General features: G+C 69.8%; 14 protein-coding genes, 1 tRNA gene and 1 pseudogene. 7 read left to right on the forward strand and 9 right to left on the reverse strand.

Annotated elements, in window-relative coordinates; all coding sequences use genetic code 11:
* On the reverse strand, nucleotides 1-1,557 hold the full coding sequence (locus EOD73_RS08020) for a DUF4139 domain-containing protein (protein WP_164845991.1): 1,557 nt from the start codon (nucleotides 1,555-1,557) through the stop codon (nucleotides 1-3).
* A 70-nt stretch (nucleotides 1,558-1,627) separates the two neighbouring features.
* Here EOD73_RS08020 and queC point away from each other — a divergent pair, with 70 nt between their 5' ends.
* Nucleotides 1,628-2,353 carry a 7-cyano-7-deazaguanine synthase QueC gene (gene queC, locus EOD73_RS08025; RefSeq protein ID WP_240660645.1) on the forward strand — a complete coding sequence of 242 codons (726 nt, stop codon included), beginning with the start codon at nucleotides 1,628-1,630 and terminating at the stop codon, nucleotides 2,351-2,353.
* The gene (locus EOD73_RS08030) at nucleotides 2,347-2,883 is read left to right on the forward strand and encodes a LemA family protein (RefSeq protein ID WP_127682486.1); all 537 of its coding nucleotides are present in this window, start codon (nucleotides 2,347-2,349) and stop codon (nucleotides 2,881-2,883) included. The genes queC and EOD73_RS08030 overlap by 7 nt, the downstream gene beginning before the upstream one ends.
* A 19-nt stretch (nucleotides 2,884-2,902) precedes the next feature.
* On the opposite strand, the gene EOD73_RS08035 is transcribed toward EOD73_RS08030, so the two are convergent.
* Together EOD73_RS08035 and folE are read right to left on the reverse strand one after the other, a co-directional pair.
* Nucleotides 2,903-3,325 (reverse strand): BLUF domain-containing protein, encoded by a 423-nt coding sequence (locus tag EOD73_RS08035; protein ID WP_127682487.1) that lies wholly within the window; start codon nucleotides 3,323-3,325, stop codon nucleotides 2,903-2,905.
* Between the two features lie 2 nt (nucleotides 3,326-3,327).
* Nucleotides 3,328-4,035 (reverse strand): GTP cyclohydrolase I, encoded by a 708-nt coding sequence (gene folE / locus EOD73_RS08040; protein ID WP_127682488.1) that lies wholly within the window; start codon nucleotides 4,033-4,035, stop codon nucleotides 3,328-3,330.
* 29 nt (nucleotides 4,036-4,064) lie between these two features.
* Between folE and rsmB the strand changes: the two genes are divergently transcribed.
* From rsmB to EOD73_RS08065, 5 genes are all read left to right on the forward strand, one after another.
* Nucleotides 4,065-5,414: a 16S rRNA (cytosine(967)-C(5))-methyltransferase RsmB gene (gene rsmB, locus EOD73_RS08045; protein ID WP_441316918.1), complete on the forward strand. Its 1,350-nt coding sequence runs from the start codon at nucleotides 4,065-4,067 to the stop codon at nucleotides 5,412-5,414.
* A gap of 5 nt (nucleotides 5,415-5,419) precedes the next feature.
* The gene (locus EOD73_RS08050; RefSeq protein WP_240660646.1) at nucleotides 5,420-5,983 is read left to right on the forward strand and encodes a DUF4390 domain-containing protein; all 564 of its coding nucleotides are present in this window, start codon (nucleotides 5,420-5,422) and stop codon (nucleotides 5,981-5,983) included.
* The gene (locus EOD73_RS08055) at nucleotides 5,980-8,277 is read left to right on the forward strand and encodes a sensor histidine kinase (protein WP_127682491.1); all 2,298 of its coding nucleotides are present in this window, start codon (nucleotides 5,980-5,982) and stop codon (nucleotides 8,275-8,277) included. Before EOD73_RS08050 ends, EOD73_RS08055 begins: the two co-directional genes overlap by 4 nt.
* Before the next feature lie 11 nt (nucleotides 8,278-8,288).
* Nucleotides 8,289-8,981: a response regulator gene (locus EOD73_RS08060; RefSeq protein ID WP_127682492.1), complete on the forward strand. Its 693-nt coding sequence runs from the start codon at nucleotides 8,289-8,291 to the stop codon at nucleotides 8,979-8,981.
* Between the two features lie 36 nt (nucleotides 8,982-9,017).
* A tRNA-Phe gene (locus EOD73_RS08065) sits at nucleotides 9,018-9,093 on the forward strand.
* Nucleotides 9,094-9,144: 51 nt separating this feature from the next.
* Here EOD73_RS08065 and EOD73_RS08070 read toward each other — a convergent pair.
* The 6 genes and pseudogenes from EOD73_RS08070 to EOD73_RS08090 form a co-directional block, all read right to left on the reverse strand.
* Nucleotides 9,145-9,966, reverse strand: a complete 822-nt coding sequence (locus EOD73_RS08070; protein ID WP_164845992.1) for an alpha/beta fold hydrolase — start codon at nucleotides 9,964-9,966, stop codon at nucleotides 9,145-9,147.
* 24 nt (nucleotides 9,967-9,990) lie between these two features.
* Entirely contained in the window at nucleotides 9,991-10,971 is a 981-nt protein-coding gene (locus tag EOD73_RS08075; RefSeq protein WP_127682494.1) for an NADPH:quinone oxidoreductase family protein, read from the reverse strand.
* 43 nt (nucleotides 10,972-11,014) lie between these two features.
* Nucleotides 11,015-11,617 carry a CatB-related O-acetyltransferase gene (locus tag EOD73_RS08080; protein WP_127682495.1) on the reverse strand — a complete coding sequence of 201 codons (603 nt, stop codon included), beginning with the start codon at nucleotides 11,615-11,617 and terminating at the stop codon, nucleotides 11,015-11,017.
* Entirely contained in the window at nucleotides 11,614-13,908 is a 2,295-nt protein-coding gene (locus EOD73_RS08085) for an O-linked N-acetylglucosamine transferase family protein (protein WP_240660647.1), read from the reverse strand. Before EOD73_RS08085 ends, EOD73_RS08080 begins: the two co-directional genes overlap by 4 nt.
* An 87-nt stretch (nucleotides 13,909-13,995) precedes the next feature.
* Nucleotides 13,996-14,061, reverse strand: a pseudogene (locus EOD73_RS17995) (SEC-C metal-binding domain-containing protein); the annotation flags it as partial.
* 74 nt (nucleotides 14,062-14,135) lie between these two features.
* Nucleotides 14,136-16,823: a serine/threonine-protein kinase gene (locus tag EOD73_RS08090; RefSeq protein WP_127682497.1), complete on the reverse strand. Its 2,688-nt coding sequence runs from the start codon at nucleotides 16,821-16,823 to the stop codon at nucleotides 14,136-14,138.
* Nucleotide 16,824: the final 1 nt, after the last annotated feature.

The following is a 16,824-nucleotide window of genomic DNA, read 5'->3' on the forward strand; positions in this document are numbered from 1 at the left end:
TCACGGCCAGCCGGCCACGGCCATGTCCTTCGGCGCGCTGAGCTGGTACTCGGCCGTCAGGCGCTGGCTTTGCTTGGGCGCTAGGGTCAAGGTCCACAGGCGCACGCCGGGCAAGTCGCGCCAAGCGTTCAGGGCCGGTGCGGGGTTGAACTGGGCCTGCACCTGGATGTCCTCGTGCTGCGGGTGTGGTCCAGCCTCCACCACCTGAACGGCCAGCGGCTTGCCGCTGGTGTTCTCGAGCACGTAGGCGCGTTTGACCGACAGCACGCGGCGGCTGCCGATGAAGCCGGCGTTGCCGCCGTCCCGCTGGGCCGGCTCGACGCGCACGCGCACGCGGTCGTCGGGGCCGAAGAACAGGGCCTGCTCCGCCTCATGGCCCAGCCCGAAGGAGGTGCGGCCCACGAACTCGCCGTCCCGCATGAGTTGCACCACCCCGCTCGGGAAGAAGCCCTCCGGCCGCGCAAAGCGGGCCACCAGGTAGCCCTGCGCTTGGGCCGCCGGCTGCACCTGGGTGAAGACCTGCACCGGCCAGTTCAGGCGCTCCAGGCCCAGGCTGCGTCGCTCGCCGCCGCTGGCCACCGTGACCGGGTTGGGCACGCTGAACTGCAGGTCGAAGTCGGACTGGAAGGACGGCAGGTTCGCGTCGACATCGGCGGCCAGGCGCGACCCCGTGACCATGACCTTCTCCAACATCGGCGCCGCGGGCGCAGCCGCGGCCATGGTGCGCACCGGGGGGCGTGGCGCCAGCGGCTCCAACACCCAAGGCCGTGGGTCAGCCAGGGCCATCGCGCGGTTCGGCTGGCGGGTGCTGAGCACCAGCTTCACGTCGCGCCAAGGCTCTCCCGTGCTTTGCGCCACCTCGGCGCGGCGCTCCAACTGCACGCTGCCTTTGGCGCTGTCGAGGTCCGCGCGGTAGCTCGGTTCCCAGCCGGCGTGGGCCGTGCGGCCGGTGAGTTGCACCGTTCCGCCCTGGGGGGCTTGCACGCGCACGCTGACGCGCAACCAACCGTCCACGCCGCCGGCCTCGGCCTCGCGCTGCAAGCGCAGGGGCTGGAGCTGCCGCTCCAGGTCTTCGACGCGCCGCTGCAGCAGGTGCTGCTGCTTCAAGGCCTCGGCGCCTTGCCGGCGGATGGACTCGCCGGTGGCGGCCTGCACGCCGCCCTTGACCTCCCCTTGGCCCGCGCCTTTGAGGTAGCCCAGCAACAGGTCCAAGGCCTGGCGGTCGGCCGTCACGGCGGCCTGCTGGTCTTCCAAAGCACGGATGCGGGCGTCGAGCGCCGCGGTGCTGCTGCACTCGGGGGCCGCGTCCTTGTCGAACGATTCGACGCGCAATTCGCCCACGCGAACCTCGCCAACGCCCTGGGCGCGGAACCCGCCCTGGTCGTAGCGGTTTGGGATGCAGGCGAACACCGCCTCTTGCGCCCCAGCGGCGACGGCCGTGGCGCGCTGCACCTCGGCCCCGCCGGGGAACACCAAGGCCTGGGTGATGCGGGCCTGCGCCCAAAGACCGCCGCTGGCCAGGGCCAAGACGAGGGGAGTGCAACGGTTCAAACGCATGAAGAAACCTCGGGGTGGAGACGCCGCTGGCATGTTGGCACGGGGCCGCGCTGGCACACTTCGACGCACTGTGAGCAAGCGAAACCCCGACCCCCGCACCGCCCTCGTCCTGTTCTCGGGCGGGCAAGACTCCACCGCCTGCCTGGCTTGGGCGCTGGACCGGTACACCAACGTCGAGACCCTGGGTTTCGACTACCGACAACGCCATCGCATCGAACTGGATTGCCGGCTTGTGGTCCGCGACCAGATCGCCGCGCAGTTCCCGGCCTGGCGCGCGCGCCTGGGCCCCGACCACCTGCTGGACCTGGCCCTGCTTTCGCAACTGAGCGACACGGCGCTGACCAGCGAGCGGGCCATCGAGATGCAGGCCAACGGCCTGCCCAACACCTTCGTGCCCGGCCGCAACCTGCTGTTCTTGACGCTCGCGGCCACCGTCGCCTACCGGCGCGGGGCCAGCGTGTTGGTGGGCGGCATGTGCGAGACCGATTACTCCGGCTACCCCGACTGCCGGGACAACACCATCAAGGCCCAGCAGCTCGCGCTGAGCCTGGGCCTGGACACGCCCATGACGGTCGAGACGCCGCTGATGTTCCTGACCAAGGCCGCCACTTGGCACTTGGCCGAGCAACTGGGGGGCGAGGCCCTGGTCGAGCTCACGCGCGAGCACACCCACACCTGCTACTTGGGCGAGCGCGGCGCGCGCCACGCCTGGGGCCATGGCTGCGGCCACTGCCCGGCGTGCGAGCTGCGGGCCAGTGGCCACGCGCAATACCTGCAGGAGCGCGCGGGGTGCTGATCGCCGCCTGGGTGCTGCTGGCGGTCCTGCTCTTGTGGGGCCTGGGGGCCTACAACCGCCTCATGCGGCTGCGCAACGGCATCGCCTTGGCCTGGCAGCAACTGGAGCCGGCCTTGACGGAGTTGCGCGCGGTGGGCGCGCAATTGGCCGAGCGGGGGCCGGCCTGGTTGCCCAGCGAAGGACCGGCCTTCGACAACCTTCGTCAGGCCGGGGAGGAGCTGGCGGCCGCCGTTCAGGCCGTGGCGGCGCGGCCGCACAGCGCCGATGCCGCTGCGCGGCTGGCGGTGGCTCATGCGTTGCATGCGGCCGCCCTGCAGCGCGTGCGCGGCCTCTTGGCCTTGGGTGTCGGCGATGAGCACGATGCCGATCGGCAGGCCTTGCTGGCGCGTTTGAAGCAGGCGGAGCCGCCGCGGGACTTCGCCCGTCAGCTGTTCAACCAGCGGGTGCAGGCCTTCAACCTGGCCTTGGACGAGCTGCCCACCCGCTTGTTGGCAGGGCTCTTCGGTTTCCACGACGCCGGCTCGTTCTGAGCCGGCCGCGCTGGGCGCCTCAACTGCAGACGATGGCGCCCGAGGCGATGAGTTCGTCGAACAGGCTGGCGATGGCGGCACCACTCATCGCGTAGGGATCGAGCTTGGCACTGGCCCCGTACTTCAGCACCAGGCCGGGGTTCAGGCGCTGCAGGTTCACCTGGCCCATGGTCCAGCCCGCAAAGCGCCGTTCTGCCACTTCTTCGTAGGCCAAAAGGGTCACGTCGCGGTGGCGGGGGTCGCTCACCACGCGGTTGTAGAGCGCATTGACCGCGTCACGCCCGCCTTCGAGCACCTGGATGAACACGCCATCGGCATGGCACAGCAGGCCAGTGATGCCGTTGGCCGGGTTGTGCTGGCGCGACTGGCGCAGCACCGTGGCCAGGTCGCCCTCGCCGAACTGAGCGCCCACGCGGCTGGCGTAAATCAAGCGAACGAGCATGGTCAGTCTTTCTTCGACAGCAGGGAGAGGAACTCGCGGCGCAGGTTGGCGTCCTTCAAGAAGGCCCCGCGCATCACGGAATTGGTCATCTTCGATTCGGTGTCCTTGACGCCGCGCCAGGCCATGCAGAAGTGGTCGGCCTCCATCACGATGGCCAGGCCATCGGGCTGCACGCGCTCTTGCAGTTCGTTGGCCAGCATGGTCACGGCCTCTTCCTGGATCTGCGGACGGCTCATGATCCAGTCGGCCAGGCGCACGTACTTCGACAGGCCGATCAGGTTGCTGTGCTCGTTGGGCAGCAGGCCGATCCAGACCTTGCCCATGATGGGGCACAGGTGGTGCGAGCAGGCGCTGCGCACGGTGATGGGGCCCACGATCATCAGCTCGTTGAGTCGCGTCACGTTGGGGAACTCGGTGACGCTGGGCGCGGGCTTGTAGCGGCCGGCGAAGACCTCGCGCACGAACATCTTGGCCACGCGTTTGGCCGTTTCGTTCGTGTTGTGGTCGCTGTCCGTGTCGATCACCAGGGCCCGCAGCACGCCTTGCAGTTGCTGCTGCACCTCGGCCTGCAGGGCATCGAGTTCGCCGTCTTCGATGAAGTCGGCGATGTTGTCGTTGGCGTGGTGGCGGCAGCCGGCGCTGACGAGTCGGTAGCGGATGCGCTCCGACACCGGCGCGTCGTCGCCCGGGGGGGTGGTGAGGTCGCTCATGCGCCGATTGTGGAGGCCGGCTGCCTAAACTGCCCGCGATGTCTGCCCAAAACCCCAGTCCGCCCCTCCACACCCTGCTGCGCGAGGCCGCGCGCGCCGTGGCCGCCCTGCGCCAGGGCCGCAACCTCGACGCGGCGCTGGAGGCGGTCCCCGCCGCCCTGCGGGGCGGCGCGCAGGCCCTGGCCTACGCCGCCGTGCGACGTCAGGGCAGCGGCCTGGCGCTCATCAAGGCCTTGGTGCCCAAGCGGCCGGCGCCGCCGGTGGAAGGCTTGCTGCTGGTGGCCCTGGCGCAGTTGCGGGGCGGCGGCCAGCACGCCGAACACACGCTGGTCAGCCAGGCCGTTCAAGCGGCGCGGGCCTTGGCGGGGCCGCAGGCGGGCCTGGTCAACGCCGTGTTGCGCCGCTTCTTGCGGGAGCGGGAGGCCTTGGAGGCCGGTCTGCGGGGCGACGACGCCGTGCACGAGCACCCCGCGTGGTGGGTGCAGCGCCTGCGCCGCGATTGGCCCGCGCAGGCCGACGCGCTGCTGGCCCAGGCGCAGCAGTCGCCCCCGTTCACCTTGCGGGTGAACCGCCGCCGAAGCACTGTCTCGGCTTACTTGCAGGCCCTGGCCGAGGCCGGCCTCCACGGGCAGGCCCTGGGGCCGGCTTGGCCCGACGGCCTGTGGGTGGACCCGCCGTGCCCGGTGCACCGCCTGCCCGGGTTCGCCGAAGGCTGGGTGTCGGTGCAAGACGCCTCGGCGCAGCGCGCCGCCCCGCTGCTTGTCGACGGAGAGGGCCGCCTCCCACCACTGCGACCGGGCGCCCGCGTGCTCGACGCCTGCGCCGCGCCGGGGGGCAAAACCGCCCACCTGTTGGAGTTGGGCGACTTCGACCTGCTCGCACTGGACGCCGACGCCCAGCGCCTGCCCAAGGTGAACGAGACCCTGGCCCGCCTTCAGTTGCAGGCCCGCACGCAAGCGGCCGACGGCCGCGACGTGAGCGCCTGGTGGGACGGCCAGCCGTTCGACGCCATCTTGCTCGACGCCCCGTGCAGCGCCAGCGGCATCAACCGCCGCCACCCCGACGTGCGCTGGCTGCGTCGGGAGGCCGACCTGGCCGAACTGGCGCGCGTGCAAGCCGGGCTCTTGGACGCGCTGTGGCCGCTGCTGGCGCCGGGCGGTCGCTTGCTGTACGCCACCTGCAGCCTGTTCGCGTCGGAGGGCCGTGAGGCCATTGCCGCGTTTTTGCAACGCCAGCCCAACGCCCAGGTGCTGCTGACCCCGGGCGAGCACGGGCACCTCTTGGGGCTGCCAGACAATGCGCCCGGTTCGCCGGGCCTGCCGCCGGGCGACGGCTTTTTCTACACGCTGCTGCAGCGTCCTTCCGCCCCCAACGCCTGAACCCCTTGTTGCGTCGCCGCTCGTTCGCCGCTGCCCTGTTGTGCAGCCCCTGGTTGGGGGCGGCTTGGGCGCAGGCCGTGCTGGACGCCCCGGTGCAGGTGCAGCGCGACGACCGGACCCTGGAGCTGGCCTACAACCTGAAGCTGGAGCTGCCCCGGACCTTGGCCGATGCGCTGCAGCGCGGCGTGCCCTTGCACTTCGTGGTCGAGGCCCGCGTGCGGCGGGTGCGCTGGTACTGGCGCGACGCCGTGGTGGCCGAGGGGCAGCGCGTCTGGCGCCTGAGCTACCAGCCGCTGACGCGGCAATACCGGGTGGCCGTCAGTAGGGGCCTGAGCCAGTCCTTTGACACCCTGGAAGACGCGCTGGCCGTGGTGCGGCGCGCAGGCCGCTGGCCATTGGACTTGCGCGACGACCCCAGCCTGGACGCCCAGTACGAGCTGGACTTCAGCCTGCGCTTGGACGTGTCGCAATTGCCCGGTCCCGTGCAGATCGGCCTGGGCACCCGCGCGGCCTTGGAGGCGACGCAAACGCGCCGCCTGCACCCCATGGAACTGGGGTTGGCCAGTTGAGCGGCCCCCCGGCTCCAGCGCCGGTGGAGCGGCGCAGCACCGCCGGGCGTTGGGCCTGGATGGTGTCGCTCTTGGCCGTGGCCACGGCCAGCGGCGCCTTGGCCTTCCTGCTGTCCATCGGCGCCACCACGCCGCAGGGCTTTTTCGAGCGCCACCAGGCGTGGCTGTACTGGGTCAACCTGGGCGTGGGCGTGCTGCTCGGCCTGGTGGTGCTGGTGGCGGCGGTGCGCCTCATGGTGCGCGTGCGGCGCGGTCGCTTCGGCGCCCAGTTGTTGGGGCGCTTGGCCTTGGTGCTGGCCGCCGTGTCGTTGTTGCCGGGCCTGCTGATTTATGGCGTGTCCTACGCCTTCGTGAACCGATCCATCGAGAGCTGGTTCGACGAGCGCCTGGCCAGCGCGCTGGAGGCGGGCCTGAACCTGGGCCGCGCCACCTTGGACAGCAAGGTGCAAGACCTGGGGGCGCAGGCGCGCGTGGGTGCGCAGCGCGTGGCCGACGAGGGCGGGGCCAGCCCGGCCTTGACCTTGGAGCGCCTGCGCGAGCAGTGGCTGGCCGAGCGGGTCGCCCTGCTCGGCCCCAACGGCCAGGTGCTGGCCGAGGTCAGCGACCTGCGCGACGCCACCGTGAGCCCCGGCTTGCAGCCGGCCGAACGCGTGGACCCTGCGCTCTTGCGACGGGCGGCCCGCGACGGCAGCACCGGCCGTGTCGAGGGCTTGGAGGACGACGGCCACGGCGGGCGCCACGCCCGCATCCTGGTCGTGGCGGCGCTGCCGAACACGGGCATCAAGCTCACCGGCGACCAGCGCTACCTGATGGTGCTGCAGCCGCTGCCGGTGTCGCTGACGACCAACGCCCTGGCGGTGCAGACGGCCAGCCAGGAGTACCAGCGCCGCGTCTACGAGCGCGACGGCCTGCGCCGCATGTACCTCGGCACGCTCACTTTGGTGCTGATCCTGGCGGTGTTCGTGGCCCTGCTGCTGGCCATCCAGCTGGGCAACGCCCTGGCCAAGCCCCTGGTGCTGCTGGCCGACGGCATGCGGCAGGTGGCCGGCGGCGACCTGACGCGCAAGCCCGTCATGAGCTCGCGCGACGAGCTCGGCGGCCTGACGCGGGCCTTTGCCGACATGACCGACCAGCTCGGCCAGGCCCGCGAGCAGGCCCAGCAGTCCATGGCGGCCCTGGAGCAGGCGCGCGCGCGCTTGCAGACCCTGCTCGACAACTTGACCGCCGGTGTCATCGTGTTCGACCGCGAGCAGCGCATCGCCAGCGTCAACGCCAGCGCCACGCGCATCCTGCGCCAGCCCTTGGCCGGCTTGGTCGGCGCGCCCCTGGACCAGCTGCCAGCGCTGGCGCCGCTGCACGCCCTGGTGTGGCCGCGCTTCGCCACCCTGACGGACGGGGCCGGCCCCGGCCTCGAGCACTGGCAGCTGGCCCAGGACCTGCCCCTGCCCAACCACCCCGCCCCCCTGACCCTGCTGCTGCGCGGGGCGCAGTTGCCCGACGGCCAGTGGTTGCTGGTGTTCGACGACATCAGCGAGCTGGTGTCGGCCCAGCGCACCGAAGCCTGGGGCGAGGTTGCACGCCGCCTGGCGCACGAAATCAAGAACCCGCTCACGCCCATCCAGCTCTCGGCCGAGCGGCTGGAGCACCGGTTGGCCGCCAAGTTGGCCGAAGAGGGCGACCGCGCCATGCTCACCCGCTGCGTCGGCACCATCGTCAACCAGGTGCAGGCCATGAAGCAGCTGGTCAACGAGTTCCGCGACTACGCCCGCCTGCCCGCCGCCCGCCTGGCGCCGCTGGACCTCAACGCCCTGGTGCAGGAGGTCATGACCCTGTACCCCGACGCCATCGAACAAGGGCGCTTGCTGCCGCAGCTCGAACCCGGCCTGCCTTGGATCCAGGGCGATGCCAGCCAGCTGCGCCAGGTCATCCACAACCTGGTGCAGAACGGCCTGGACGCGGTGAGTGATCGCCCTGATGGCCGGGTTGTTGTAGATACGAAACAATCGCGCCACGACGATGGCTCGGTTCGCGCCGTGCGGTTGACCCTGACGGACAACGGTCCGGGGTTTGCCGAACAGGTGTTGAGCCGGGCCTTCGAGCCTTACGTCACCACCAAATCCAAAGGCACGGGCCTGGGCTTGGCGGTGGTCAAGAAGATCGCCGACGAGCACGCCGCTTCCATCCGTTTGAGCAATTTGCCACCGGCCCAAGAGCCCACTGCGAGCGACGCGCCCACGGGCGGCGCCCGCGTCTCACTCACCTTTTCCCAGTTGGCGCCCCAAGGCGCCGCCTAGTCATTGCGCGCATGGCAACCATCCTTGTAGTTGACGACGAACTCGGCATTCGCGGCCTGCTGTCCGACATCTTGGGCGACGAAGGCCACACGGTGGAGCTGGCCGAAAACGCGGCGCAGGCCCGGGCGGCCCGCGAGCGCAAGGCCCCCGACCTCGTGCTGCTCGACATCTGGATGCCCGACGTCGACGGCATCACCTTGCTCAAAGAGTGGAGCGGGGCCGGCCTGCTGACCATGCCCGTCATCATGATGAGCGGCCACGGCACGATCGACACCGCCGTGGAGGCCACCAAGCACGGGGCCATGGCCTTCCTCGAAAAGCCCATCACCCTGCAAAAGCTGCTGCGCTCGGTGGAGTTGGCCTTGCAGCGCAACGCCCCGCGGCCGGCGCCGGCCGCCCCGGTGGTCAGCGGCTGGTCGCGGCCCGACTTGGAGCCGGCGCCTTACGCCCCCATGGGCTCGGTCATCAACCACGCGGCGTTGCAGACCCCCACCGGCCCGTCGGCCGACCAAGTGTTCAACCTCGACCGCCCCCTGCGCGAGGCCCGCGACGCCTTCGAGCGCAGCTACTTCGAGTTCCACCTGGCCAAGGAAAGCGGCTCCATGACGCGCGTGGCCGAGAAGACGGGCCTGGAGCGCACGCACCTGTACCGCAAGCTCAAGCAACTCGGCGTCGACATCGGGCGCGCCAAGCGCAACGGCTGACCGCGAAAACCCTGTGCTATAGTCGCGGGCTTCCTCGGCCTGGTAGCTCAGTTGGTAGAGCAGCGGATTGAAAATCCGCGTGTCGGTGGTTCGATTCCGCCCCAGGCCACCAGATTAAGAACAGCCCCGTCACGCAAGTGGCGGGGCTGTATGCTTTTCCCGGTCAGTTTGGGTCGTGCTCGGCGATGAAGGCCGCGATGGCCGCGTTCACGGGCTCGGGGTGCGTGACGGGTGCCATGTGGCCCGCACCGGGGATGTCGACCGTGCTCAGCGACGGGAGGACTTGGCGCAGTTGCGCGGCGACCCCCAGGGCCGAGGCGCGGGAGCGTTCGCCCGTCATCAGCAGGCAGGGGCAGGGCAGGCTCGCCCAGGCCCTCAGCGGCGTGGGCTCGCCGAACAAGGCTTGCCAATGGCCTTTGACCGCGGGCAGACCGGCTTGCAGGTTGGGGCGCTTGGCCTCGGGGGTGCTGGCGTAGCGACCCGCGCCCATCCAGTAGTCGACGAAGGCCTCGGTGGCGGCCTCGAGTTGGCCGGCGTCCAGCAGTTGCGTGGTGTGGCGGCTGATGGCGTCGATCTCGCGGGCCCCCTCGCTGTCGGGCGCGGCGGCCATCAGCAGGCTGAACAGCACGGGCTCGAAGAGGGTCAGCGAGGCCAGGCGGTCGGCGTGACGCAGCGCTGCGCGCAGCGCCACGGCGCCGCCGAAGGAATGGCCCACCAGGTGGAAGCGCGGGCCGGCGCGCTCGAACATCGCGGCCAGCGCGTCGACCTCGTCGTCCAAGCGCAGGGGGCGTTGGAAGTGCCAGGGCGCGGACTTGCCGCAGCCTTGCAGGTCGGGCGCCAGCACGCGGTGCTGGGCGCTGAGCGATTCCATCAGCGCCCGCCATTGGCTGGACGAGCTGGCGCTGGAGTGCAGCAGCACGACGGGCGTGCCGTCGTAGCCGGCCTCGCGCACGAAGGGGGAAGGAGCCAAAGGGAGGGAGGGCATGGCCAGCATTCTGGCCGGCCAGGCTCAGCGCTGGGGCTCGATCACGACCTTGCCCACCACGCGGCGTTCGGCCAGGTCGCGCAGGGCTTGCGGGGTCTCGGCCAGTGCGTAGCGCCGGCTCACCAAGGGGCGCAACTGCCCGCCGCGCAGCCAGCCCATCAGCTCCTTCAGGCCCGCGCCCCAAGCCTGTGGCTCGCGCTTCAACCACTCGCCCCAAAACACGCCCACCAGGCTGGTGCCCTTGAGCAGCAGCAGGTTGAAAGGCAGGGCCGGGATCTCGCCGCTGGCAAAGCCCACCACGAGATAGCGGCCGCGCCAGGCCATGCCGCGCAGCGCGGGTTCGGCCAGCGCGCCGCCCACGGCGTCGTAAACCACGTCGACGCCGCGGCCCTCGGTCAGGACCTTGAGGCGATCGCGCAGGTTTTCAGTGCTGGTGTTGATCACGGCATCGGCGCCGTGCGCCGTGCACACGGCGAGCTTCTCGTCGCTGCTGGCGGCGGCGATGACCTTGGCGCCAATGGCCTTGGCGATTTCCACCGCCGCCAGGCCCACGCCACCCGCGGCGCCCAGCACCAGCAGGGTCTCGCCGGGTTGCAGCGCGCCGCGGTCGCGCAAGGCGTGCCAGCTGGTGCCGTAGGCCAGGGTGAAGCTGGCGGCCAGCGCCGGGTCCAGCCCGGGCGGCAGCGGCATGAGCTGGTTGGCGGGCACCAGGGCCTCTTCGGCAAAGGCGCCCAGGCCGCTGAAGCCGACCACCGCTTGGCCGACTTGCAGGTGCGTCACGCCTTCGCCCACGGCCTCCACCACGCCCGCCAACTCGGCGCCTGGCGTGAAGGGCAGCGGCGGCTGCAGCTGGTATTTCTTCTGGACGATGAGCAGGTCGGGGAAGTTCACGCCCGCGGCTTGCACCTTCACGCGCACTTGGCCGGGGCCTAGCGCGGGGCTGGGCAGGGTTTGAACGGCGAGGTCCTCGGGCGGACCCCATTGGGTGCAGACGATGGCGCGCATGGGGGGGTATGTGGGCGAGGGATGGGTCGGGGCGCTGCTGGCGTCAGCTCTTGCGGTACCGGGCGATCCAATCGTCCAGCATCGCAGCCGTTGGTGGGGTGGAAAGGCGGTGAACCAGTTTCCGGATTTCTGCGTCGGGCAAGTCCCACCAGCGCAGCGTTCGCAATCGCTCGACGATGTCGGGTGGAAACCGGTGTCGGATGAGCCGGGCCGGATTGCCTGCAACGATGGAGTAAGGGGCGACGTCCTGCGTGACCACGGCGCGCGCTGCGACCACCGCGCCATCACCAATTCGCACGCCCGACATGATCGTGGCGCCGTCGCCGAGCCAGACGTCGTTTCCGACGACCACGGCCCCATTCGTTGTCGGATGTCCCAGGACGTCACGACCGCCCAGTTGTTCCCCAAACACGTGGCCGAACGGGAAGGTGGTGACCCAGTCGACGCGGTGGTTGCCCCCTAGAAACACCGTCACGCCTTGGCCGATCGAGCAAAAACTACCGATTTGCAAGGGCTCCCCCTCGCCCCATTGCTTGACCTGCAGGGTTTCGTACCCGTAGGTGTAGCGTCCGATGTCGACCACACTTGCGCCAGCCTGGCCCTTGAGGCCGTGGGTGTTGGTCTCTGAAGCGGGCGGCGTGCTCATGGACGGTGATCGACCTGCGGCTTGAAGCCCAATGCCCACAGGGCGAACTTGTGGCGACTGACCTGCACGCGCTCAAAGCCAGCATCTCGCAAAGACTGTGCGAGCGTGTCCGCCGTGAAGCCGGTTTTGTGCAGCATGAAGGGGTTGCCGCTCTCGACGAAGGGGGTGTAGCTGTAGATCAAGTGATGCGCCGTCACGGGTCCGGCCGGCGATTGGTAGAGGGGCGTGTGCAGTTCACCCCGCAAGATGGCCTCTGCCGCCGACTGGAGGTCGGGCAAGGTGATCAACGCAAAGCCACCTGGTTTGAGAACCCGATGGAAGGCCTGCAAAGCCTTGGGCACCTGGCTCGGGAACAGGTGCTCCACGTTGTGCGAGGAGTAAAGCGCGTCGGCGTGGTGCGACGGAACGGGGGCCAAGTCTTCGATGGAGGCCACGAAGTCCGGGTGGACTTTGGGATCCAAGTCCACCCGGAGCTCGCGCCATTGCTGGGGGTCGAAGCCTGGGGGGAGCTTGCCGGCTTCGGGGTGCCCGCAGCCGACGTGCAAGACGTGATGGGTCCGCGTTGAACCTTCGGGCTGCAAGTCGCACCATTGAGCCCACGCCCTGCGAATGACGTCCCCGAGTTCCTGGGCAAAGCCTTGACCCTCTAGCAGCGGACTGGCGTGCAAGCGGTCGCGCATGCGCCGGCGCAGATCGGCCAGGCGACTTGGGTCGGCCAGCAGCGCTTGCGCCTGTGCAATCAATTCAGATTCGTTGGCACAGGCCCAGTCTCGGAAACCAGCCGTCTCCAGCAGCGAACGGCCCATCCGTCCCGCAGGGCGGTTGCCGGCCAAGCTAAGCACCGGGACGCCCATCCACAAGGCCTCGCAGGTGTTGCCCGCGAGGTTGAACGGCAGGGTGTCGAGCATCACGTCTACTTCCTGGTAGGCGCTCAGGTGTTGGAAGTGATCGCTCCAGGGCAAAAACACCAAGCGGTCGGCGGCGATGCCCTCACGGCCAAGCGCCTCGGTGATCCGGGATTGCTGTTCCTGCTCGGCCAATGCCGCCGCTTTGAGGACGAATCGGGCGGTGGGGACGGCCCGAAGCACAGCCGCCCAATGGACGAGGGCCTCGGGGCCGAACTTGGCGTAGTTGCCGAAGACCCCGAAACTCGGTCGTCCGATACGGAGCAAGGGCGGCTCGGCGGGAAGCGGCGCCTGCTCGGGCGGCGCGTAGCGGAAGACGCCCTGGGCCAAGCGCACGCAAGGCTCGACGCCGCAGGGGAGGTCTGGAGGATCGATCCAGGCATCGCTGATGCGCAGGTCAATCGCGCGCAAGCCGGTCGTCGCGGGGTAGCCGAGCAGACTCACCTGGACGGGGGCGGCGCGGCGGGCAAAGACCGGCAACCGATTCCCCGCCGTGTGTCCTGAGAGGTCGATCAGCACGTCCACCTGGTCCTCGCGCACTTTGGCCAGCAAGGCATCGTCGCTCAGGTGCTGCACCTCGACCCATGCCGCTGCCAGGGCCTGAAACTTCTGCTGCATCGGGTCATGGCGCGTTCGTGTCGCGTACACATGCAACTCGAACTTCGATGCATCCAGCGCCTGAAGCCAAGGCAGCGCGAGGTAGCCCACAGGATGCTCACCCAGGTCTGCGGAAACCACGCCCAGCCGCAGGCGACGATCACGACTTCGGTCGTTGGCGAAAGGAAAGGGAATGGCGGGCCAAATGCCCTCGATGCGCTGTCCAAACCGCGTGTGCAGGTCCAGCAGCGTGGATGGATCCAGGCGCTCGTCGTACTGCGCCATCAAGAGCCGATTGCTCCAAACGGTGGCGTCGTCGGGACGAAGCGACAGCACGCGTTCGTAGGCTTCGGTGGCTGTTCGCCAATCGCCAGCGTCGGTGCAGATGTTGCCCAGGGTGGCCCAGTGTTCGGCGTCCGATTCCGCGGCCGTCTGCGTCATTACGCGCTGGGCGGCGCCCGGCTGTCCGGAGCGCGTCAGCGCGATGCTGAGGTTTCGGCGTCCAGCTAGATCCAGGCCGCGCTCGATCAACGGCGCTAGTAACTCGATCGCTTCTCGGTGCCGCTGAAGCAGCACCAGGGCCGACCCCAGTCCAGCCTGCAAATCGGCGCGCGCTGGTGCCGCGTCCACCGCTGCCTGGAGCAGGCGCAGTGCGCGATCTGCGTGACCGAGTTGCAGCGCGACCAAGCCCAAGTTGTGCAGCACGTCAGCATTCGTGGGATGCACCGATAGAAGCTCTTCGTACAGTCGCTCGGCCTCGACGAACTCGCCCGCGTTGTGGCGGTCCACGGCTTCAGCGAACAGGGCATCGGGTTGCAGGCGAGCCCGCCAGCTTTGGGGTGCACCGTGGCCCGGCAACGGGTCAGCTCCTGGGGCACCGTGGCACTTCTTGTACTTTTGGCCACTGCCGCAGGGGCAGGGTGAATTGCGATCAATCTTCAATTGAACTCACCGACAGATGGACGACGCAGTTTAGAAGTCGCCCCGCTGGGCAGGCGGCCGCCGGTCGAGGCGTCTCAACGTCGCGCCAGAACGCGTTCCAGTTCGTCGCGAAGCGCCCGGTGATCGGCCGCCAGGGGCATGGTGGCGGCGGCCTCGTCCAGGGCCTGACTTGCGGCGCGGCGCAGGGAGTCGGCATCGTTGGGGTTCAAGGGCGCCAGCCAGGCGGCCGCTTCGGCCCAGGCCAAGCGGGCGCTGCGGCCGAGGTTGGCGTCGCCGAAGTGGCCTTGCAAGCGAGCCAAGGCGGCTCGCAGCGGGGCCTCGGCGCCGGGTCGGCGCAGGGCGTGCAGCAGGGCACCCTGCAGGGCTTGCAACTGACTCCAACGGACATCGGCGCCTGGGTTGGGGGCGGTGCCGCGCGTGGCTTGCCAGAGGGCCATGCCACGGCTCACCACGGCCAGCGCCGCCTCGGGCTGGCCGGTGGCCCACAGCGCCCGGCCGTGTTGAAGCGCCAAAGTGCGGGGCATCGTGGCCCATTTGCTCTTGGGCCCCTCTTGGCGCGCCAGGCGTTCGTTCTCCTCCCACGCCAGGGTGGACGCCGCGAGCGCTGCAGCCGCTTGACCCAGGCGCAGTTGCACCAAGGACAGGGTGTTGGCCTCCTGCATCAGGCCGTCGTGCCAGGCGATGTTGTCGGGATCGGCCGCCACGTTGGCGCGCCGCAAGGGCAGCGTGGCCTGCAGTTCCGTCAGAGCCTCGTCCAGTCGGTCCAGTCGGATCAGGGTCAGGGCGCGCGAGGCGCGGGCCACGCCGAGTTGGTGTCGCAGGTAGACCTCGCTCTTGATGTCTCCCGGGGCAGCTTGCCGGTCGGACTCGGCTTGCATGGCTTTGTCGTCCAAGAGGTCGCGGTAGACGGGTTCGGCCTTCGCGTACAGCACCAGGGCTTCGCCCATGCGACCGGCGGCGCTGAGGGTTTGGGCCAGGCTCAAGGTGGTGTTGGCCAGTTCTACGCCCAAGGCGGCGCGCCCCAGCAAGTCAGGCTGGGCATGGGGCCTTGCCACTTCCAGGCGCGCGATGGCTTGGCGAATGGTCGCTTCGGCGGCTTCTGGCTGCCCGGAGTTGCGCTGCCGCACCGATTGCACCTGCAGCACACGCGCATGCCACTGGGCAAAGCGCCAGTCGCGCTGGTGCGTGGACCACAAGCGCTCGCCCAGGGCAATGGCGCGTTGGGCCATGGCGTCGGTCTCGGCCGCCAGTTCGGCGGTGCCGGTGGTGTCGTTGCCCAGCAGTTCGGCCCGGCGCGCCAAGATGGAGGCGCTGAGCGCTTGAAGGTCACTGTCCGGCTGCTCGCCTTGCACCAAGGGCGACAGGGCGGACAGGGTCTGTTCCAGCAGCTTGTCTTGCGCTTTGCGGCCGCCGGGGAGGTAGGTGATGGCGTCGCCGAAGCGGAACACGAGGTCGGCAGTGATGCCCTTCACCGCCGTGAGTCGCAGTTCCGCGGCTTGCCGCGCTTGACGGGCCACGTGGGCCTGCCAGGCGGCCAGGGCCAGACCCGTCAGCAGGGCCAACACGGCGGTGGCGCCTAGGCCCACGGTCACGCGGTTGCGCTGCACGAACTTGCTCAACAGGTAGCCCCGGCTGGGCGCCCGTGCGCTGACCGGGTAGCCGGCCAGGGTGGCGCGAAGGTCGGCGGCGAACTGGTCGACGCTGGCGTAGCGGCGCGGCACGTCCTTCTCCAGGGCCTTGAGCAGGATGTTGTCGAGGTCGCCTTGCAAGCGTTGCCGTGTGGAGAGCCAGTCTTGGGCGTTGGCGCCCATGTTGCTGGGCAGTGTGAGCGCGGAAGGGCGGGTGGGCGCTTCGTTCAGCACGGCCTGGGCGGCCTCGGCCGGGCTGCGCGCGTCGCGGCCGTAGGGGCGTTGGCCGGTGAGCAATTGGTAGAGCAGTACCCCGAGCGAATAGACGTCGGTGGCCGTGCTCACGGGCTCACCGCGCACCTGCTCGGGGCTGGCATGCGTGGGCGTGAAGGGGCGTTGCCCGGCCAAGGTTTGTTCCGGCGCGCCCGGGTCGTCCAGCGGGTCCAGGGCCTTGGCGATGCCGAAGTCCAGCAGCTTGACCTGGCCCTCGTCATTGACCAGCACGTTGCTGGGTTTGAGGTCGCGGTGCACCAGCAGGTGCCGGTGCGCGTGGGCCACAGCGTCGGTCAACTGCAGGAACAGGGCCAGCTTGCCCTCCAAGGGCAGCGCGGCGGCAGCCTGATCGATGGACTGGCCCTGCACCCGTTCCATCACGAAATAGGGCAGGCCCTGGGGGCTGAGGCCGGCGTCGAACAGGCGGGCGATGTGCGCGTGGTCCAGCCGGGCCAGGGCCTGGCGCTCTTGCGCGAAGCGCTGCAGCACGGCGGCCGAATCCATGCCGCGCTTGAGCAACTTGACCGCCGCTTCGCCCGTGTAGGCGCCGTCGGCCCGCTCGGCCAGCCAGACCTCGCCCATGCCGCCGCTGCCCAGGGGGTGGACCAGGCGCCAGGGACCCAGGCGCTCGCCGGGATGTCCGGCCGAAGGCTGCGACTGCGCACCCAACAGGTGCGCCGCGGGCTGGGCCAAGAAGGCCTCGGTGCTGTGGGCCAACAGGCTCAGCACCTCCGCCTCCACCTCGGGGCCCGCCCCGGCGGACCGAACGAAACCTTCGCGATCGGCTGCGGGGAGGGCCTGGGCCGCCTCGAAAAGGGCTTTGACGGCGGACCAGTCGGCGGAGCTGGGGGGCGTTTGCATG

Origin of the sequence: Inhella crocodyli, from assembly GCF_004004565.1 — a bacterium.
Classification (GTDB): domain Bacteria; phylum Pseudomonadota; class Gammaproteobacteria; order Burkholderiales; family Burkholderiaceae_C; genus Inhella; species Inhella crocodyli.